At 69.1% G+C, this 19,812-nt stretch carries 18 protein-coding genes; 14 read left to right on the forward strand and 4 right to left on the reverse strand.

Translation table 11 applies throughout. The features are described 5' to 3' along the window. Positions 1-49 precede the first annotated feature (49 nt). A complete protein-coding gene (glmS, locus tag ACX80H_RS05255) occupies positions 50-1,990 on the reverse strand; it encodes a glutamine--fructose-6-phosphate transaminase (isomerizing) (protein ID WP_459311573.1) in 1,941 nt (646 codons plus the stop codon). A gap of 61 nt (positions 1,991-2,051) precedes the next feature. Here glmS and coaA point away from each other — a divergent pair, with 61 nt between their 5' ends. Continuing rightward, positions 2,052-3,029, forward strand: coding sequence for a type I pantothenate kinase (gene coaA / locus ACX80H_RS05260; RefSeq protein WP_459311575.1), 978 nt, complete (start codon positions 2,052-2,054; stop codon positions 3,027-3,029). A gap of 70 nt (positions 3,030-3,099) precedes the next feature. On the opposite strand, the gene ACX80H_RS05265 is transcribed toward coaA, so the two are convergent. Then, complete coding sequence (locus ACX80H_RS05265; protein ID WP_459311577.1) at positions 3,100-3,834, reverse strand: SDR family NAD(P)-dependent oxidoreductase; 735 nt, start codon at positions 3,832-3,834, stop codon at positions 3,100-3,102. 192 nt (positions 3,835-4,026) lie between these two features. Continuing rightward, a complete protein-coding gene (locus ACX80H_RS05270) occupies positions 4,027-5,448 on the reverse strand; it encodes an amino acid permease (RefSeq protein ID WP_459311579.1) in 1,422 nt (473 codons plus the stop codon). Positions 5,449-5,641: 193 nt separating this feature from the next. On the opposite strand from ACX80H_RS05270, the gene ACX80H_RS05275 reads away from it, so the two are divergent. From ACX80H_RS05275 to ACX80H_RS05320, 10 genes are all read left to right on the forward strand, one after another. Then, positions 5,642-6,004, forward strand: a complete 363-nt coding sequence (locus ACX80H_RS05275) for a hypothetical protein (RefSeq protein WP_459311580.1) — start codon at positions 5,642-5,644, stop codon at positions 6,002-6,004. Positions 6,005-7,018: 1,014 nt separating this feature from the next. After that, positions 7,019-8,158, forward strand: a complete 1,140-nt coding sequence (locus ACX80H_RS05280) for an NAD(P)/FAD-dependent oxidoreductase (protein WP_459311582.1) — start codon at positions 7,019-7,021, stop codon at positions 8,156-8,158. Continuing rightward, positions 8,158-8,466 carry a sigma factor gene (locus tag ACX80H_RS05285; RefSeq protein WP_459311584.1) on the forward strand — a complete coding sequence of 103 codons (309 nt, stop codon included), beginning with the start codon at positions 8,158-8,160 and terminating at the stop codon, positions 8,464-8,466. The genes ACX80H_RS05280 and ACX80H_RS05285 overlap by 1 nt, the downstream gene beginning before the upstream one ends. Continuing rightward, positions 8,430-9,077: a sigma factor-like helix-turn-helix DNA-binding protein gene (locus ACX80H_RS05290; protein ID WP_459311585.1), complete on the forward strand. Its 648-nt coding sequence runs from the start codon at positions 8,430-8,432 to the stop codon at positions 9,075-9,077. Before ACX80H_RS05285 ends, ACX80H_RS05290 begins: the two co-directional genes overlap by 37 nt. A gap of 110 nt (positions 9,078-9,187) precedes the next feature. Beyond that, positions 9,188-10,186, forward strand: coding sequence for a TIGR03885 family FMN-dependent LLM class oxidoreductase (locus tag ACX80H_RS05295; RefSeq protein ID WP_459311587.1), 999 nt, complete (start codon positions 9,188-9,190; stop codon positions 10,184-10,186). Between the two features lie 55 nt (positions 10,187-10,241). Beyond that, the gene (locus tag ACX80H_RS05300; protein WP_459311589.1) at positions 10,242-11,033 is read left to right on the forward strand and encodes a ZIP family metal transporter; all 792 of its coding nucleotides are present in this window, start codon (positions 10,242-10,244) and stop codon (positions 11,031-11,033) included. Positions 11,034-11,207: 174 nt separating this feature from the next. Further along, on the forward strand, positions 11,208-11,666 hold the full coding sequence (locus ACX80H_RS05305) for a DUF4383 domain-containing protein (RefSeq protein ID WP_459311590.1): 459 nt from the start codon (positions 11,208-11,210) through the stop codon (positions 11,664-11,666). Between the two features lie 126 nt (positions 11,667-11,792). Next, a complete protein-coding gene (locus tag ACX80H_RS05310) occupies positions 11,793-12,683 on the forward strand; it encodes a diacylglycerol/lipid kinase family protein (protein WP_459311591.1) in 891 nt (296 codons plus the stop codon). Positions 12,684-12,938: 255 nt separating this feature from the next. Beyond that, on the forward strand, positions 12,939-13,670 hold the full coding sequence (locus ACX80H_RS05315; protein ID WP_459311592.1) for an alpha/beta fold hydrolase: 732 nt from the start codon (positions 12,939-12,941) through the stop codon (positions 13,668-13,670). A gap of 129 nt (positions 13,671-13,799) precedes the next feature. Continuing rightward, on the forward strand, positions 13,800-14,042 hold the full coding sequence (locus ACX80H_RS05320; protein ID WP_459311593.1) for a hypothetical protein: 243 nt from the start codon (positions 13,800-13,802) through the stop codon (positions 14,040-14,042). Positions 14,043-14,104: 62 nt separating this feature from the next. Here ACX80H_RS05320 and ACX80H_RS05325 read toward each other — a convergent pair whose 3' ends face one another. After that, positions 14,105-14,305: a hypothetical protein gene (locus ACX80H_RS05325; RefSeq protein ID WP_459311595.1), complete on the reverse strand. Its 201-nt coding sequence runs from the start codon at positions 14,303-14,305 to the stop codon at positions 14,105-14,107. Positions 14,306-14,631: 326 nt separating this feature from the next. Between ACX80H_RS05325 and ACX80H_RS05330 the strand changes: the two genes are divergently transcribed. The 3 genes from ACX80H_RS05330 (at position 14,632) to ACX80H_RS05340 (ending at position 19,718) form a co-directional block, all read left to right on the forward strand. After that, positions 14,632-16,041 (forward strand): MFS transporter, encoded by a 1,410-nt coding sequence (locus tag ACX80H_RS05330; protein ID WP_459311596.1) that lies wholly within the window; start codon positions 14,632-14,634, stop codon positions 16,039-16,041. A gap of 63 nt (positions 16,042-16,104) precedes the next feature. Next, positions 16,105-18,204 carry a molybdopterin oxidoreductase family protein gene (locus ACX80H_RS05335; RefSeq protein ID WP_459313368.1) on the forward strand — a complete coding sequence of 700 codons (2,100 nt, stop codon included), beginning with the start codon at positions 16,105-16,107 and terminating at the stop codon, positions 18,202-18,204. After that, positions 18,201-19,718 (forward strand): FAD-dependent oxidoreductase, encoded by a 1,518-nt coding sequence (locus tag ACX80H_RS05340; RefSeq protein WP_459311598.1) that lies wholly within the window; start codon positions 18,201-18,203, stop codon positions 19,716-19,718. Before ACX80H_RS05335 ends, ACX80H_RS05340 begins: the two co-directional genes overlap by 4 nt. Positions 19,719-19,812: the final 94 nt, after the last annotated feature.

A 19,812-nucleotide genomic window follows, 5' to 3' on the forward strand; every position in this document is an offset into this window, starting at 1 on the left:
GCACCGACGGAGTGCCGCCGCGGAGAACCGCGGCGGCACCGGGACCGGACTATTCAACGGTGACCGACTTCGCCAGGTTGCGCGGCTGGTCGACGTCGTAGCCCTTGGCGCTGGCCAGGGCGAGCGCGAAGATCTGCAGCGGGACCGTGGTGAGCAGCGGTGCGAGGAGCGTCGGGGACGCCGGCACGTAGAAGACATGCTCGGAGTAGGCCTCGACCGAGGTGTCGCCCTGCTCCGCGATGACGATCGTGACGGCACCGCGCGCGCGGATCTCCTGGACGTTGGAGACCACCTTGGCGTGCAGGGAATCCCGTGCGCGCGGGGACGGCATGACGACCACGACGGGCTGGCCCTCCTCGATGAGCGCGATCGGACCGTGCTTGAGTTCTCCGGCGGCGAAGCCCTCGGCATGGATGTAGGCGAGCTCCTTGAGCTTGAGTGCGCCCTCCATGGCCACGGGGAAGCCGACGTGGCGGCCGAGGAAGAGCACCGACTTCGCGTTCGCCATGTCCGCGCCGAGCTGCTTGATCTTGTCGGCGTCGTCGAGGATGGCCTGGATCTTGGCGGGGATCTCCGAGAGGTCCGCGAGCACGTCCGCGATCTCGTCACGGAACTTGTTGCCGCGCAGCTGGGCGAGGTACAGGCCCAGCAGGTAGGCCGCGGTGATCTGCGCGAGGAACGCCTTGGTCGAGGCGACGGCGATCTCGGGGCCGGCGTGCGTGTAGAGCACGGCGTCCGATTCGCGGGGGATCGTGGAGCCGTTGGTGTTGCAGATGGCGACGACCTTGGCGCCCTGCTCGCGGGCGTAGCGGACGGCCATGAGCGTGTCCATGGTCTCTCCGGACTGCGAGATGGCGACCACCAAGGTCTTCTCGTTCACGATCGGGTCGCGGTAGCGGAACTCGTGGGAGAGTTCCACTTCGGTGGGGATGCGGCACCAGTGCTCGATGGCGTACTTCGCCACCTGGCCGGCATAGGCGGAGGTGCCGCAGGCGAGCACGACGATCTTGTCGACGGAACGCAGGATCGACTCGTCGATGCGCAGTTCGTCGAGCACGAGCCTGCCCGAGACGTCGGACCGTCCGAGGAGCGTCTGGCCGACGGCGTCCGGCTGGTCGTGGATCTCCTTCTCCATGAAGGAGTCGAAGCCGCCCTTCTCGGCAGCGGCCGCGTCCCAGCTGACGTGGAACTCGGTGCCCTCGGCGGGTGCGCCGAGGAAGTCGGTGATGGTGACGTCGTCGGGCGTGATGGTGACGATCTGGTCCTGGCCGAGCTCGACGGCGCGGCGCGTGAAGTCGATGAAGCCCGAGACGTCGGAGCCGAGGAAGTTCTCGCCGTCGCCGAGTCCGACGACGAGCGGGGAGTTGCGGCGGCCGGCGACGACGGTACCCGGCTGGTCCTGGTGGATGGCGAGCAGGGTGAAGGCACCCTCGAGGCGCTGGCAGGCCTGCTGCAGGGCCAGGGTCAGGAGGTCGCCCTGGGCGCCGCTCTCGATGAGTCCGCGGTAGAGGTAGCCCACGAGCCCGGCAGCGACCTCGGTGTCCGTGTCCGAGATGAAGGTCAGGCCCTCGCCCGTGAGTTCGGCCTTGAGCTCGGCATAGTTCTCGATGATCCCGTTGTGGATCAGTGCGAGCTTCCCGCCGTCGGCCAGGTGGGGGTGCGCGTTCTGGTCGGTGGGTCCACCGTGCGTCGCCCACCGCGTGTGACCGATACCGGTCAGCGAGCGGGGCAGCGGATCGGCGGCCAGCTCCTCCACGAGGTTCGTCAGCTTGCCGGCCTTCTTACGGGACTCGATGCCGTCGGCGGTGATCACCGCCACTCCCGCGGAGTCGTACCCGCGGTACTCGAGGCGCCGGAGGCCCTCCATGACGACGTCGAGCGCTCCGTGCTGCCCGTCGGCCGACTCCTGGTCGCTCGACGGAGCGACGGAATCCAGCACCGACGTTCCCTGGCCGTGGTCCCGGCCTACGTATCCCACAATTCCACACATGGCATCAAGCCTACCGGTGGCTTCGTTTGTTAATGCGCAGGGCACCGGGCAGAATCGATGGGTGAGTGAGAGAAGCACGGGGACGCAGCAGGCCACCAGTGCCGAATCCATCACACCCTTCGTCGAGCTGGACCGCCAGATGTGGTCGCGCCTGTCCAACGAGATCGAGAGTCCGCTCAACGTCGAGGACGTGCAGCGCCTTCAGGGACTCGGGGACACCCTGAACCTCGACGAGGTGCGCGAGGTGTACCTTCCCCTCTCCCGCCTGCTGAACCTCTACACCGCAGCGGCGGGGCAACTTCATGCGGCCACAAACACGTTCCTCGGGGAGACGACCACCAGGACCCCCTTCGTGATCGGCGTCGCCGGATCCGTGGCAGTGGGCAAGTCCACGACGGCGAGGGTGCTCCGCGAACTGCTGCGGCGCTGGCCCGACACCCCGGATGTGGAACTCATCACCACCGACGGCTTCCTCTACCCCAACGCCGAGCTCGAGCGGCGCGGACTCATGCAGCGCAAGGGCTTCCCGGAGTCCTACGACCGGCGTCGCCTGCTCCGTTTCGTCAGTGAGATCAAGAGCGGGGCGGCTGAGGTGCGCGCCCCCTCGTACTCGCACCTCACGTACGACATCGTCCCCGGACGGGAAGTGGTGGTCCGGCGGCCCGACGTCCTGATCGTCGAGGGCCTCAACGTCCTCGCGCCCGCACGTCCACGACCCGACGGCATCACCGGCCTGGCCCTCAGCGACTTCTTCGACTTCTCCATCTACGTCGATGCGAAGACCACCCACATCGAGCAGTGGTACATCGACCGCTTCCAGTCCCTGCGGTCCGGCGCCTTCGCCGACCCGGAGTCCTACTTCCACCGGTACGCGAACCTCACGGACGAGGAAGCCCGCCAGACCGCCAAGGGCATCTGGGAGCGCATCAACGAACCCAACCTCGTGGCCAACGTGCTGCCCACGCGCGGCCGCGCGCAGCTCGTCCTGACCAAGGACGCCGACCACTCCGTCCGCCGCATGCTCCTTCGAAAGACCTGACCGTGCGCGTCATGCCGTGCGCGGTCCTGACCACTTCGTAGGTATCGGGCCTTCCGCAATCGGGTCCGGATCAGAGCCCGGGATCCAGGGGCACGCCGGTCTCCTCCGCCAGGGCCTGGAGGAGCCGGTCCTGGAACGCGACGTCGTGTACCGCTCGATGCGGCTCGCGCCGCCGTCGGTGGTACCAGTACCCCCCGCTCGTGAGGGCGTCGGGATCGTCACCCGTCGCGAGCCATACCTGGGTCTGGTGGCCGAGCTCGAGGTCGTCGGGTGCGTTGGGCCCACCCATCCTGGTCGGAACCCAGCCGGGGTCCACCGCGTTGCCGAGCAGTCGGGGGTGCAGGCGGGCGAGCGCGACGGCGAGCGTCGTCACGAAGAGCTTGCTGTCCCCGTAGGAGCCGGGCACGCCCCCGCGCCAGTCCACGCCCTCGAGCGACGCGCGCCCGCCGTAGTGGGAGCCGCTGCTCAGGTAGACGTGGCGCCGCGGACCCTTGAGCAGCGCGGTCAGGAGGTAGGGCGCGATGACGTTGACGGGGAAGACCGCCCGCCCGCTCCAGACCCCTGCGTTGTGGATCACCGCGTCCAGCGGCTCCGCCCCGTCCAGTTCTGCCGCGATGCGCAGCACTGCATCCCGGTCCTCGAAATCCCCCAGCACCAGGCCTGCCCCTCGCCGGGTGAGGTCCTCGAGGGCGGCCGCCCGGTCCTGGTTGCGGGCGTGCACCACGACGTCGTGTCCGTTCCCGAGCAGCATCTCAGCTGCTGCCCGCCCGAGCCCGTCGGCGGAGCCGGTGACCAGGATCCTCATGCTCGTGCCGCCTTTCGAGTTGCTGACGCACTCTTCATCGGAGCTGCTCCTCGCCAGGAACAGGTCCCCCGCCGGCTCGTCCGGCCGCCGGCGATCAGCCTAGGGTCCCGCGTGCCGACGGCGCACCGCAAGACCGAACGAACGTCTCGGGGTCTGCAGCGCTGCTGGTGCATGCCCTCCATGCGGTCTGCGTCAGGCGCCGCGGCGGGCTTCCGCGGGCGCAGTCCGGGCGGTCCCACCTGCATCGGACACGCGCGGGGTCCCCTCGCCGTGCGAGCGGTAGCGCCAGAGGCCGATCCCGACGACGACGGCGGCCAGAGCCAGCGAGAGCAGGAGCGACTCCCGGGTCGTGTCCAGGACGAGCATGCCGACCAGCAGTGCGACGATGCTGACGATGGCCACCCAGGTCAGGTACGGGAAGAACCACATCCGCAACTGGAGGGACTGGGCGGACGCGCCCATCCTGCGGCGGAGGATCAGCTGCGAGGCGGCGATCACGAGCCACACGAACAGGGCGATCGCTCCCGAGGTGTTGACCAGGAAGAGGAAGACCGTGTCCGGAGCGATGTAGTTCAGGCCGACGGTGATGAAGCCGACGACCGTGGAGGCCAGCACTGCAGCGGCCGGGACACCCCGCTTCGAGATGCGCATCCAGGCACTCGGGGCGTCGCCCCGGTGGGAGAGCGAGAACAGCATGCGGCTGGCCGTGTAGAGGCCGGAGTTGAGGCAGGACAGCACGGAGGTCAGCACGACGATGTCCATGATGGTGCCGGCCCCGGGGATTCCGAAGAGGTCGATCACCGCGACATACGGGCTCTTGGCCACGGAGGCCGAGTTCCACGGCAGCAGGGTGACCACGACGGCGATCGACCCGATGTAGAAGACCAGGATGCGCCAGACGGTGGATTTCACGGCCTTCTTGACCGCGTCCACCGGGTTCTCGGATTCGCCGGCCGCGATGGTCGCGATTTCGGCGCCGAAGAAGGAGAAGACGACCACCAGGATGCCCGCCAGCACCGCGCCCGGCCCGTTGGGCAGGAAGCCTCCGTTGCCGACCAGATTATCCAGCCCAGGGGCAGGAACGCCGGGGACGAGCCCCAGGATCGCCGCGAGGCCGAACAGCAGGAACAGCACGATGGCGGTGACCTTGATGGACGCGAACCAGAACTCGAACTCGCCGAAGGACTTCACTGAACCGAGGTTGGTGAGGGTGAGGAGGACCATCAGGAGCAGCGCCCAGACCCACTGGTCGATGCCCGGCACCCAGCGGTGCATGATGGCGGCGCCGGCCGTGGCCTCGATACCGAGGACGATGATCCAGAACCAGGCGTAGAGCCAGCCGATGCTGAACCCCGCCCAGCGACCCAGCGCCTTGTCCGCGTAGGTGGAGAAGGAGCCGGTCTCCGGGTTGGCTGCTGCCATCTCGCCCAGCATGCGCATGACGAGGATGACCACCAGTCCTGCGGCCAGGTAAGCGACCAGGATCCCCGGACCGGCCTGCTGGATGGCGGCACCGGATCCGACGAAGAGTCCGGCTCCGATCACGCCGGCAATGGCGATCATCGACAGGTGCCGCGGTTTCAGGGATTTCGACAGCTGGTGGTCAGCGGGCATGGAAGGGCCGTTCTTCGGAGGGGAGTCGGACCGGCTACGGCGGAGTTCGCGGTGCTGCGGGTCACGGGACGTTCTACCCTAGACCGCCGGCCGCGGGATCGAGAAACGATCCAGGGAGCCAGGACTTGCGGATGGGGCTCGCCTGGGCAGTCCCTCGTAGACTGGTCCTCCCACCGTCCCGAGGAGTTCTGTTGTGCCGTATCGCAGTAAGGACCTACTTCAGCAGTGGGTACATGAGTTCGCCGCGACCGGCGCGACCCTGAAGAGCGTCATCGAGGTACTCCGGCACGACGGCGGAGCAGGTGCCGATACAGGGCTGGTGGTGATGCGGATGACCGACCTGCCGTCGGACGTCTACCTTTACCCCGTCTCTCCTGGTAACCCGACGTGGGAAGTCAACTTCGGACCGCGCGAGCGCGACCTCACGATGAGCGCAGGGAAACTCCGCGACCTTGCGAAGGAGTTGACCGAGGCGGCAGCGCTGTGTGAGTTCTTCGAACTCAAGTCGGCACAGCACGCCTCGGCGTCGGGGCGTACTGCGGTGCCGGCTCCGTAGCACCCCACCTGCCGCACCCGACCGGCCGGGACACGGTCCCCTGTCCACGGCCGAAGCTCACCGCCGGACCGGACGGCGTCGTCCTTGTCCTCCCCCGGCATCGGACGGACACTGGGAGCGTGCAGGACGTCGAGGTTTCTGCTGTGACTCTGGAACGGGTCGCCGCATCAGCGATCCAGGCTGATCAGCCGGTGCACGTACTGGACCATGAGTTCCGACCGTTCGGACTGTCCCCGGCCAACATGACGACCGGTGGACTGTGGCAACTGCGGGGTACTGCCGCCGACAGCCGGGGCTACCGTACGTTCCACGCCGTGCTCAAAGTGGTCTGCACTCCCCCTGGTCGAACATCTCGACGAGGAAAGCGCCGGCATCTGGATGGAGGACGTCCGGGAGGATCCCGCGCCGGCGTGGGATGCCGGGCGCTACGCGCACATGGCCTGTCTTCTGGGGCGGCTGGCAGGTGTGCCGGGGGCTCCGATGGGAGTCAGGCGGGACCTGGCAGACTTCGTGGCAGGCCCCGGGAAGCATGTTTTCATCCCCCTGCTCCGTTCGGGGATGCTGTTGCTCGCAGGACGGGTCAATGACGGGCTCATGGATGGCGCGATGCCGCCTGTGCTCGCTCCTGGCTGCGTGGACGCCTACGTACAGGGACTGAGAACGGAAGGCGCCCGCTCTCCCCGGCCCTCGTGCGGCGCGGCGTCGCGATCTCCATGACGATCCAGAGCGGGCTGTCCGCCCTGTTCCCCCGCAGCTGGACGAACGGGTCACGAAGGAGCTCCGCGCTCTCGTGCACGCCCGGGCCGGCATGGCACGCTTCCTCATCGACGAGCCCGCGGCATCCGCACTGTGACACCCGCGGGACGGCAGTAGCGGGACGACGACGAGCATCGGGGCCCGGGCGGTCCTCGATGCTCCCTCCTGCGTGAGCCGACCTGGGATCTCCAGGCGGAGGTGTCACAGAACTCCTGCGGGCGGTGTCTTGATGATGTCGATGAAATTCCGAAGGAGGGCATGATGTCTGGAACGGTGCGTGTAGTGGTGATCGGTGGCGGGTATGCCGGAGTGATGGCGGCGAACCGGGCTGCCGGAGGCAAGCCTGGTGCAGCTCCTGTCGAGGTGGTCCTGCTCGATCCGGGGACGCAGTTCACCGAGCGGATCCGGCTGCACCAGGTCGGCGCGGGGGGCCGGGATACGGCAGGGGTGGACTGGGCAGAGGTGCTGCACCCGCGGGTGCGTCGCGTGCAGGCCCGGGCGCTGAGCATCGACTCCGGGAACCGGCTGATCCGGGGCGACCATGAGCCCCTCCGTTTCGACTGGCTGGTCTATGCCGTCGGCAGTGGGGAACAGCCGGCGTCCCTGTTGTCGGTGGCGAATCGGGCAGCAGCAGGATCGACACGGGAAGCAATCGCCGGGCTGGCTCCGGGCTCGGCTGTGACGGTGGCCGGGGCCGGCCCGACCGGGGTGGAAGTGGCGAGCGCGCTGGCGGTGGCACGCCCCGACCTGCTCATCACGGTCGTTGCGCCATCGGGCCTGACGCACCCGCTCACCGGCCGGCACGCGGTGGCCCGCCGCCTGCAGCACCTGGGGATCTCCGTTGAGGCAGGGGTGGTGGATCCGGTCACCGGGACGGTCACGTCCGACGGGCGCTGCCGTCCTTCCGCCCCTGCAACGATCTGGACGGCAGGGCTCGCCGTGCCGTCCCTGGCTTCGGACAGCGGACTTCCAGTGGACGGGGACGGGCGGCTCCTGGTGGACGTGACCCTCACCGTGCCGGGGCACGAACGCATCATCGGTGCCGGCGACGCTGTGCGTGTCACCGGAGCTGCCGGGGCGCACCTCCGCGCCTCGTGTGCGGCGGCCATCCCGCTGGGGGCCCACGCCGCCGACACCGTGCTCGCCCACCTGTCCGGCGGCGCACCCTCGTCCATCGACATCGGTTATCTCGTGCAGTGCCTCGATCTGGGCGCCGGGCGAGGACACCTGCAGTTCGTGCACCCGGACGACGCGCCCCGCGTCGTGGCACTCTCCGGACGGGGTGCGGGGTGGGTCAAGGAACAGGTCTGCCGGATGACCGTGGCGTGGCTGGCCAGGGAGGCCCGCAGACCGGGGTCCTTTCGAGGGCCTGCGGGCCCGGCCGTGCCCGTAGGCTGATGCCTGTGGCACCCATGACGGAGCAGGACGAGTTGTTCGCCGCCCACCGCTCCATGGTGTTCGCCATCGCCTACGAGATCCTCGGCACCCGCGCCGACGCCGAGGACGTCGTCCAGGACACCTACCTGCGCTGGGCGGGGGTGGACCTGGCCGCGGTCCGCACCCCCGGTCCTACCTCGCGGCCGTCGCCACCCGCACGGCGCTCAACGCGGTGCGGACGGTGGCCCGCCGTCGGGAGGACTATCCCGGGCCCTGGTTGCCGGAGCCCCTGGTGGCGGAGGGAGACACCCCGGAGCAGCACCTCCTGATGCAGGAGCAGCTCAGCTACGCCCTGTCGGTGCTGCTGCAGCAGACCACGCCGGAGCAACGCGCCGTGTTTCTGCTGCACGACGTCTTCGGGTTGCCCTACCAGGCCATCGCCGAGGCGGTCGGCAGGAATGCGGCGGCGGTCCGGCAGATCGCCGTCCGCGCCCGGGCCCGGCTCACCGCCGTCGACCGCACGGTGCTGAGCGCCGAAAGCACCACCGTGGCCCTCACCGCGTTCCTGGACGCGCTGGTCACCGGGGATCTCCAGGCCCTGATGGACGTGCTGGCCCCCGACGCGGTCCTGCTGTCCGACGGCGGCGGCAAGGTCGTCGCGGCCCGCAAGCCCATTCTGGGAGCAGAGGCCATCGCGGCGTTCCTGCTGAAGATCGCCCGTACCCCGGTGCCGCACATGCGCGTGGACATCGGCTCGCTCAACGGTGGCCCGGGAATCCTCATCCGCTCAGGGGATGACCTCGAACTGACCCTCGCTGTGGCCCTGGATCACCGGCGCAGGATCACCGGCATCTACCTCGTGCGCAATCCCGACAAGCTGCGCCGGCCGGCGACCGCCACCGCGCGGCGGGGCGTCCCCACGACCGGCGGTGGCCCATAGCAGGTCCTCCCACGTGAGCGGAACCGGCTGTGCCCTTGTCCTCGAGGTCCGTCCTGCGGAAGCTGGGATGACGACACCCGCCCGGTCAGACCAGGAAAGAGGTACCTTCCGTGACACAGCTTGGCTTCCACTGTTCGCATGAACAACTCGGGCCCCGGCAACTCCTCGACAACGTGAAGAAGGCGGAGGACGCCGGCTTCACCGCCGCGATGTGCTCGGACCACCTGAGTCCGTGGAGCGAACGCCAGGGCGAGTCGGGCTTCGCCTGGACGTGGCTGGGGTCCGCGCTCGAGGCCACGTCGCTCTCGCTCGGAGTCGTGACCGCGCCGGGCCAGAGATACCACCCGGTCATCACCGCCCAGGCTATCGCCACCGTGGAGCTGATGTATCCCGGCAGGTTCTGGGCGGCGCTCGGCAGCGGGGAGGCGATGAACGAGCACATCACGGGTCAGAGGTGGCCTTCCAAACCGGAACGCAAAGCGCGCCTCGCAGAGTGCGTCGACATCATCCGGGCGCTCCTGACAGGGGAAGAGGTCAGCCATCAGGGCCTGGTCACGGTCGACCGGGCGAGAGTATGGTCGCTGCCCGACACTCCGCCGCCTCTTATCGGAGCGGCAGTCACCCGGGAAACCGCCGCCTGGGTGGCCTCGTGGGCCGACGGTCTCGCGACGATCCTCCAGCCGATGGACGAGCTGCGGAAGGTCATCGGCGCCTACCGGGACGCAGGGGGCCGCGGCGACGTCGTCATCCAGACCCAGGTGAGCGTGGCGCCCAGCCGCGAGGAGGCTCTGTCCATCGCCCACGATCAGTGGCGGACGAATGTCTTTCCGCCACCCCTGTGCTGGGACCTCGAGACTGCGGAGCACTACGACCAGGCAGCCGAGCACGTCACCCCCGCTGCCGTGGCCGAGTCCGTCTTCGTCACCGACGACCCCGGCCAACTCGTCGATCTCCTCGACGCGATCTCGGAGCAGGGGGCCGACCGGATCTACCTGCACAACGTCGGCAAGGAGCAGGATTTCTTCCTTGCAACGATGGCAGAGCAGGTACTGCCCCAACTGGACATCACCCCACGACAGACTCCGGAGGTCGCCGTACCCGGTTCCTGATGCCGGTTGCCGGCTCCCCCTACCGGCCTTCTGGCTGCCTTCCTATACTTGCGCCATGGCAATGTCATTGCTGTTCGGCGTGATTGCTTCCAGCGCCCTGATAGTGGGCGCATTCATCGGGTTGCGTTTCGAACTGCCCAAGCGCGTTCTGGCGATCCTCCTCTCCTTCGCCGCTGGATCACTGATCACGGCCCTGACCTTCGAACTCTTCGAGGACGCCTTCGAGCAAGGGGGCATCTGGCGTGCAGCGGTCGGTCTGCTCGCGGGCGCCGTGGTCTTCACGGCCCTGAGCGCGTTCCTCGACCGCTGGGCGCAGCAGGGTGACCGATCCGTCCCGGCGGACGAGTACGAGGGCAGCCCCAAACTCGACACCGATGCTGCTGCCTCGGACCGCTCCCCCACGACGGCGTCCACCCGCGGTGCGGCGGGCCTGGCCCTCCTGGCCGCAGTCACCCTCGACGGCGTTCCCGAGAACATCGCCCTGGGCGTCGCGCTCGGCGGAGGGACGGGCGGACTGGCTCTGCTGGCCGCGATCTTCGTCTCCAACCTGCCCGAAGCACTCGTGGGCGCGTCGTCGATGCGCAGCCAGGGCAAGTCCTCTCGGACGATCCTCGGCCTCTGGGGCATCTGCGCGGTGTTACTGGTCATCGCTGTCGTCGTCGGTGCCGGACCGCTCTCGGGTGCCGACCCGGAGACCATTTCGCTGCCCTTGGCTTTCGCGGCGGGAGCGGTCATCGCCTCGCTGGCCGACACCCTCATGCCGGAAGCCTACGAACACGGCGGGCCGGCAGTAGCCCTCAGCACCGCCGCCGGATTCGTCCTCTCCTTCATTCTGTCCCTCATGTGACGCGCGCCGCGCGCAAAAACCAAGCGAGCTTACTAGCATGGAGGTGATGGCCGCCATCGCATCAGGACGAACGGCCGTTGCATTTGGTCTCACCCATCCTTCGACGGCTGCTGCACGAACAAGCTTCAGTAGTCACTGCAAGCATCACTCACATACTTAACTGGGAGAACAATCATGACCACAGCAAACACCCACGGCGCGGGCACCCGCACCAACGTCCAGAAAGCAGCCCTCGCCGTCGGCGCGGTCTTCCTGCTCGTCGGGCTCCTCGGGTTCATCCCTGGTATCACCAGCCAGTACGACCGGCTCAGCTTCGCCGGGCACGAGTCCGGCGCCATGCTCCTCGGCCTGTTCCAGGTCTCGGTCCTGCACAACATCGTGCATCTGCTCTTCGGTGCCGCCGGCATCGCCATGGCCCGCACCATCAGCGGAGCACGTTCCTACCTGCTGTACGGGGGCATCATCTACCTCGTCCTGTGGATCTACGGACTGGTCATCGACCAGAACTCCGCCGGCAACTTCGTGCCCCTCAACGGAGCGGACAACTGGCTCCACTTCCTCCTCGGCGTCGGCATGATCGCCCTGGCCCTGCTCCTTACCCGCGGGCGTGACCGCAAGGCAACGCACGCCTGACCTGAACCGTCAAGGTGAAGCGCGAAAGCGCACCGATGAGGCTCCGGGATATACATTTCGGAGCCTCATCCGCGTCCGGGAACTTATCGGGTGGGGAACGAAGACGGCTTACTATACGGTTTGTCCATGACCTCACCGCGCCGGTTCGACACCATCACGATCATCTTCAATCCGAACAGCACCGGAGATGCCCCGACGCTCGCAGCTGAGCTCCGTAATGAACTGGTGCCCGCGCTGCCCGGGTCGGAGGTGATACTGCAGCCCACGGAGCACGCAGGGCATGCGATCGATCTGGCCCGAGAGGCGGCTTCGGGACCGAACGCCCTGGTCGTCTCGGTCAGTGGTGACGGCGGGTACAACGAGGTCGTCAACGGCGTACTGGCCGGCGGCAGGGACGATGCCGTGTGCGCGGTCCTCGCGGCGGGCAACGCGAACGACCACCGCCGCGTGACGGGGCGCAAGCCGCTGGCCGAGGCCATCATCGAGGGCCAGGTCCGCAGGATCGACGTCCTGCGCCTGAGCCTGGACGCACCGGGAGCAGAACCGGTCCACGCCCATTCCTACATCGGCTTCGGGCTGACACCGGTCATGGCGATCGACCTGGAGAAAGGGAGCAAGGGCGCCCTGAAGGAGATGTTCTCGGTCGCGCGCACCTTCCGGAAGTTCAAGCCCTTCGAGATTCGCCTGAGTGACGGGAAACGCCAGAAGTTCGACAGCCTGATCTTCGCGAACATCGCCCAGATGGCGAAGTACGCGACGCTGAGCGAAGCCGACGAGCAACCGACCGACGGCCAGTTCGAGGTCATCCTCTTCCCGCACGCGGCCAAGTGGCGGATCCTGCTGACTGCCGTGCGAGCAGCCACGAAGGGGTTGGGAGACCAGCCGAGCTATTCCCGGTACCGGTTCTCGACGCTCAAGCCCATGCCGTACCAGATCGACGGGGAAGTGAAATCCGTGGAAGCGGACACCGTCATCACCATCGAGAGCGTCCCGCGAGCCATGTCGACCCTCGGTTGATCATCGACTCTCGCCGGGCCGCAGCACACCGCTCTGTCCGCGCGTCCAGGCTTCCGGCCTGCCCGCTCCCGACCACGATCCCGACCCCGACAGGAAACTGATCCGCCCGTGGCCCTCCGATCCGCCAGGTACCTCCCGCCTGCCCTCCTGCCTGCCCTCCTCCCCCGTGGGACGGGGCGGACAGCGAGCAGCCGGTCGATCGAGGGTGAAGGGGAGCTGTACCGGTTGCATCGGCACGTCAGGGCGGGAGATCCCGTGCCAGAACCGGCGTTCGTGCTGGTCCACGGCATCGGGATGTCGCACCGGTACTTCGATCGCCTGCAGGCCGAGCTGCTCGATCACGGTGATGTCGTGGTCTTCGATCTTCCTGGTTTCGGTGGCACTCCCCGGCCGTCGCGTCGATTGGGAGTGGCGGACTACGCGCACCTGATGGGGCAGGCTCTCGAGCAGGCCCGGCTGTCGTCGTGCGTCCTCGTGGGGCATTCGATGGGCGCACAGTTCGTCACGGAGCTGGCGCTGCAACGCCCCGATCTCGTCTCGGCGGTCGTCCTCATGGGTCCGGTCACCGATACGGCTCATCCCTCCGCCGTCCGGAATGCCGTGGCGCTGGCAGTGGACAGCCTTCTGGAGACACCGTCCACCAATCTGCTCGTCGCCGGTGCGTACCTTCGGTGCGGCATCCGCTGGTACCTGACCGAGCTGCCCGTGATGCTCGGCTATCGCCTCGATGATCGGCTTGCCCGGGTGGTCCAGCCCGTCCTGATACTCCGCGGAAGCATCGACCCGATTTCCCGACGGGCCTGGTGCGGGCGGCTCGGCAGAGCAGCCCGCCGCGCGATGGTGGTGGAGGTACCCGGCCAACCGCACGGCGCACACCGCGGCGCTGCACCTCGGGTCGCCCGGGAGATCAGGCAGTTCCTCGGCCGCTACTCCGCCGCAGTTCCGGAGGACCACCGGCACGCACCGGAGACGCAACTCCGCGGATGAGGACGGCGACGACCGGCCGCACGCACAGCGGGGCTCGGACGGCAAGGGCTGTCGGCAGCCCCAGCACGGCCCTTGCACAAGCCTCGCTCATGCAGAATGGAGCACTGGGACGCGTGCTAGGAGGAGCCTGTGAGCTTTGAAGACCTTGATCGGGTGGTAGCTGCGGCACGGAAGGACACCGCTGCTTCACTCGATGACCCGTCTGCCAGTATCGACCCGCCGGAGGAACTCCAGAGCGCAGTGGCATCGGCGATCAGCAACGGCGAGTCCCTGGCCGCGGTCGCTGCCATCGCCGACCTGTCGCCTCTGGCGGCGCTCGACGTGCTGGAGCGGCACGGCCCCCAGGCGAGCCCGGCCTCACCTGTCAACTGATCCGACCGACTGATCCGACCGACTGATCTGCCCGGCTGTCCCGGTGCACCGCTTCGCGGGTGTCAGGTCTCGAGCATGTCCCGCAGGTCGAGTTCCTCATTGACTTCCTCGAGCCGGAATTCGGTCTCGGGATGCGCCTCGCCGTCGGTCGCGTACTCGAAGTCCAGCTCACGGTGGACCTTGCTGTTCAACACCTCGACCTGCTCCGTCGGCAGGGAGCCGACGTCGGGGAATGCCTCGTGGGGCGCGATCCTGCTTTTCATAACCATCCATTTCCCACTGAGTCGACGAAAGCGCCATGCCGGGCATCCGCAGCGGCAGGAACGGGAGCGCCGCCACTGATTGTAGGCATACCGGAAGCCGTCCATCGGCCGCGGGGTGGTGCACTCCGTGAATCCTGAACCAATCTTGAGCGGAGGGTGCGCATCGACGTCGACCCGGCGGGAGCCAGGCCCGCCGAAGATCTCACAGCGGTCCGGGGCCTCGGATAGGTGAACGTCACGGAGCGTTTACGCAGCACGCAAGGACCGGAAATGCGCGCTCACTAGCGTCAGGGGAAAGCAGGACCACCCATCCCCTGGAGGACTCCGTGAGCATTGACGAAGCATCATCGCCCCTGGCCGCCGCGCCGGCAGCTCCGGCGAGCGCGCCGCCGCTGGGGCACCGCAGCGGCCGCTGGATCGACAACTGGGACGCCGAGGACACCACGCAGTGGAACAGCGTCGGCAAGTCCATCGCCAAGCGGAACCTCCAGTGGTCCATCGCCTGCGAATTCCTCGGCTTCGTGGTCTGGCAGCTCTGGTCGATCGTCGTCGTGTACCTGCCCGCGGCAGGCTTCACCTTCTCGACGTCGCAGATCTTCTGGCTGATCTCCATGCCGTCCCTCGTCGGGGCCACCCTCCGCATCCCCTACACCTTCATGGTGCCGAGGTTCGGCGGCAGGAACTGGACCATCATCTCGGCCCTCCTGCTCCTGATCCCGACGATCGGACTCGCGCTCTGCGTCTCGAACCCGGAGACTCCGTTCGGCGTGATGCTCGCCGTTGCGGCGCTCGCCGGCTTCGGCGGCGGCAACTTCGCAAGCTCGATGGCGAACATCACCTTCTTCTACCCCGCTCGCGAGAAGGGCTGGGCCCTGGGCCTGAATGCCGCGGGCGGCAACCTCGGTGCGGCCGTCGCCCAGCTCGTGGTCCCGGTCGCCGTCGTGCTCGGTGCCGCGGCCACCCTGAACCTGCCGCTCGCCGGCCTGCTCTGGGTGCCACTGATCCTGGTCGCCGCCTTCGGCGCCTGGAAGTACATGGACAACCTCTCCAGCGCCAAGAGCGACCTCGCCGGTTCACTGGCCGCCGTCCGCGAACCGCACCTGTGGATCATGGCGCTGCTCTACATCGGCACCTTCGGGTCCTTCATCGGTTTCGCGGGTGTCTTCCCGAAGCTGATCGCCGATACCTTCCCCACCTTCTCCACGATCGCCATGGGCCCGGTCACGCTGGGCCTGGCCTTCCTAGGTCCCTTGGTCGGTTCCCTCGCCCGGCCCTTCGGCGGGCGCCTCGCGGACCGGTTCGGCGGAGCACTCATCACCGTCGGGGCGTTCGCCGTCATGGCGGCTGTCGCCCTCGCCGTCGTCTGGACACTCCCGCTGGCCAACTTCTGGCTCTTCCTCGGCCTGTTCCTCGTGCTCTTCGCCGCCGCCGGATCGGGCAACGGCGCCACCTACCGGATGATCCCGGTGATCTTCGCCCGGCGCGGTGCCGCCGCAGGATCTGCGGAGCTGCGTGAATCCGTCAGCACGGCCCGCAAGTCGGCGGCGGCCCTCGGCCTCATCTCGGCGGTCGGCGCCTACGGCGGCTTCCTCATCCCGCAGGTCCTCAACGCCTCGAAGGGCGCCTCCGGAAGCTACGACGGCGCGTTCTACGGGTTCGTCGGCGGCTACGTCCTGATGCTCGCCGTGACCTGGTTCTTCTACCTCCGCCGCTCCTCGACGCTCGGCAAGGTCTGACCGGTGGAGCAGGCCGGGACCGGGCAGCAGACGCACTGCCCCTACTGCGCCCTCCAGTGCGCCATGACCGTCACGGCGAGCCACAGCCACGGCAGGAACGACGGCGTGACGGTCACCGGGCGGGAGTTCCCCACCAACCGCGGCGGGTTGTGCCGGAAGGGCTGGTCCGCCGCGGACCTGCTCAGCCACCCGGACCGGCTCACCGCCCCCCTGGTGCGCGGCGCCGACGGCGTGCTGCGGGAAGCGGGGTGGGATGCCGTGCTGCACCTGATCGCCGACCGGGTCCGCAGCATCCAGGCGGATTCCGGCCGGGACTCGGTCGCGGTGTTCGGCGGCGGCGGCCTCACCAATGAGAAGGCCTACACGCTCGGCAAGTTCGCCCGGCTCGCGCTCCGCACATCCCGCATCGACTACAACGGCCGGTTCTGCATGTCGTCGGCGGCAGCGGCCGGGAACCGCGCGTTCGGCGTCGACCGCGGCCTCCCCTTCCCCCTGGAGGACCTCGACGCCGCGTCCGTGGTCCTGCTCCTCGGCTCGAACACCGCGGACACCATGCCGCCGTTCGTCCAGCACCTCCGGGGAGCGCAGGCCGCCGCGGGCCTGGTCGTCGTCGACCCACGGCGCTCCGCCACCGCCCGCCTGACCGACCAGGGCAAGGGCGTCCACCTCCAGCCCACGCCCGGCACGGACCTCGCGCTCCTCCTCGGCCTCGCGCACGTGGTGGTCGCCGAGGGCCTCGAGGACCGCCGCTACCTCGCAGCACGGACCAGCGGGTACGACGACGTCGCACGAGGGCTGGCCCGCTGGTGGCCCGAGCGCGTGCAAGGCATCACGGGCGTCCCCTCCTCCGCCATCCGGGCGACGGCGAGGCTCCTGGCGCAGGGAGCGCGCAGCGGAGCACAGGGCGGCCCTGGTGCCTACATCCTCACCGGGAGGGGCATCGAGCAGCACGCGGACGGCACCGACACGACCACCGCGGCGATCAACCTCGCGCTCCTCCTCGGCCTGCCCGGCACACCGCACAGCGGCTACGGGACACTGACGGGCCAGGGCAACGGGCAGGGCGGCAGGGAACACGGCCAGAAGGCGGACCAGCTGCCCGGCTACCGGAAGATCACCGACCCTGCGGCCCGCGCGCACGTCGCCGCGGTCTGGGGGGTGCCCGAGGACGCCATCCCCGGGCCCGGACTGCCCGCCGTCGAACTCCTCGCCTCCCTTGGCCAGCCGGGCGGCACCCGCTGCCTCTTCGTGCACGGTGCCAACATTGCGGTATCGGCACCGAATGCCTCGGCGGTGATCGACGGACTCAAGTCGCTCGACCTCCTCGTCGTCTCGGACTTCTTCCTGTCCGAGACCGCAGCACTGGCCGACATCGTGCTGCCCGTCCTCCAGTGGGCCGAGGAGGAGGGCACGGTGACGAATCTCGAGGGCCGGGTCCTGCGCCGACGAGCAGCCGTTCCCCCTCCCGCCGGCGCCCGGAGCGAACTGTGGCTGATGCAGGAACTCGCCCGCCTGCTCGATGCTCCGTCGCTCTTCAGCGACGACCCGGCGACGATGTTCGACGAACTCGCCCGCGCCAGCGCCGGCGGGATCGCCGACTACTCCGGACTCGACTACAGCGTGCTCGACGGCGGAGCGGCCGCGTACTGGCCCTACCCCGCGGGGAGCACCGGCACTCCGCGCCTGTTCCTCGACGCGTTCGCCCATCCGACCGGACGCGCCGTGCTGGTGCCGGTGGCTCCTCGGTCGACCGCCCTCGACGCGCGGGTCCCTGCCCCGCTCCTGCTCGCCACGGGCCGACTGCTCGAGCACTACCAGTCCGGGACGCAGACCCGGCGGGTCCCCGAACTGCTCGCCGCCCAGCCGACGGCACGCCTGCAGCTCCATCCCGCCACCGCCCAGGACCTCGGCATCGCGCAGGGCGACCCCGTCGTCGTCACCAGCACCCACGGCGAGGCCCGGGCGCTGGCGGACCTCACGTCCGACATCCGCCAGGACACCGTCTTCCTCGCCTTCCACTACGCGGAGGCGGAGAGCGCCAACCGGCTCACGGGAAGCGCCACTGATCCGGTCTCGGGCATGCCCGAGTTCAAGACGACACCGGTCCGGGTCTCGTCCCTGTACACCCGCGTATTCACCGACCAGCTGGAGGCCATCGCATGAGCAACGCCGACATCCCTGTTCCGGAACGGATCGTCGTCGTGGGCTTCGGGCCCGTCGCCGCGCGGCTCATCGAGCACCTCGAGCCGCTCGTCGCCGCAGGACGTGTGGCGTTGACGGTGATCGGCCAGGAGCAGGACGCCGCCTACAACCGGGTGCTCGTCGCCGACGTCGCAGTGGGCCGCACAGGGGAGTCCGCCATCCGGCTCGCCGACGCGGCGGCGCTGATCGCTTCGGGTGTCGACGTCCGGCTCGGCGCCCGTGCAACGAGGGTGGACCGGCCCTTCCGGCGGGTCCTGCTCGACGACGGACAGGCCATCGGCTACGACCGCCTGGTCCTCGCCACCGGGTCACGCCCTCTCCTGCCGCGGCTCGAGGGGCTCCACGACGAGCTCCCACTCCCGCCGGGCGTGAGCTTCCTCCGGGACCTCTCCGACGCGCGAGCCGTGTCGGCGGCCCTGGCCGCGCGGCAGCGCATCGTGGTGCTGGGCGGAGGCATCCTCGGCATCGAGGCGGCCCTGGCCGCCGCCGAGGAAGGAGGACGCGTCACGCTCGTCCACAACGGCAGGGCTCCCATGGAGCGGTTCCTCGGTGAGGGCGCACGGGTCCTGGCCGCGGCCCTGACCAGGGCCGGCATCACCGTGGTGGCCGGCACGTCCACGGGCATCACCCTCGCGGACGGGCGCTTCTCGGGTCTCACTCTCGAGGGCGGATCCCGGGTCGACGGCGGCGCCCTCGTGCTCGCCTGCGGCGTGAGGCCGCGTACCGAACTCGCCGACGGGTGCGACCTTCCTACTGCCGCCGGGATCCTCGTGGACCACGAACTCCGCGCACTCGACACCCGGGACATCTGGGCGATCGGCGACTGCGCCGAGGTGCGCTGCTGGGACGGTTCCTGCCCGGCGTGCACCGGTGTCACTACTCCGCAGGGGCTGATCGGCCCTGGCTGGCAGCAGGCGGACCAGCTCGGTCGAGCCTTCGCGGCGGACCTGTCCGGTGTCCCCGCCGCCGCCGTCGGCCCGCCCGACCGGCGGGACGCCGTCCTGGTCCTCAAGGCCCGCGGTGTCGACGCCGTGACCGCGGGCGAGACCGACGCCGATCCGTGGACGGTGGATCCGGGCCTCGCCGTCGCCGTCTGGGCGGACCCGGGGCACGGTCGCTACGCGAAGATGGTCACGCGCGACGGCGTCCTGACGGGCCTCGTGTGCGTGGGCATGCCGCGGACCGGCGCGGAACTGGTGCTGCTCTTCGAACGCGGCAGCGAACTCCCCGCCGATCGCTCCAGCCTCCTGCGGCTGGACAGCATGGAGGGTGCGAACGCTGCACGGCCGCCAGGACCCGATGCGACCCTGTGCCGGTGCGCGGGGATCACGCGGGGCAGGGTGCAGGAGTCCGTCCACTCGGGCTGCGCCACGGTGCAGGACGTCTCGGTGGGCACGCGGGCCGGAACCGGCTGCGGGGGCTGCCACGACGACATCAGGGCCGTCATCGAGCAGCACTTCGCCGTGGCATCGTGACAGGCATCGTGGCCGGGTGGACCAAGGGGGGTGGACCAGACGGGTGGAACGCGCGGGTGGGACGCGCACGGAGGGCGGCCGCGTGATGCAGGCA

Source organism: Arthrobacter pasteuri (assembly GCF_054510955.1).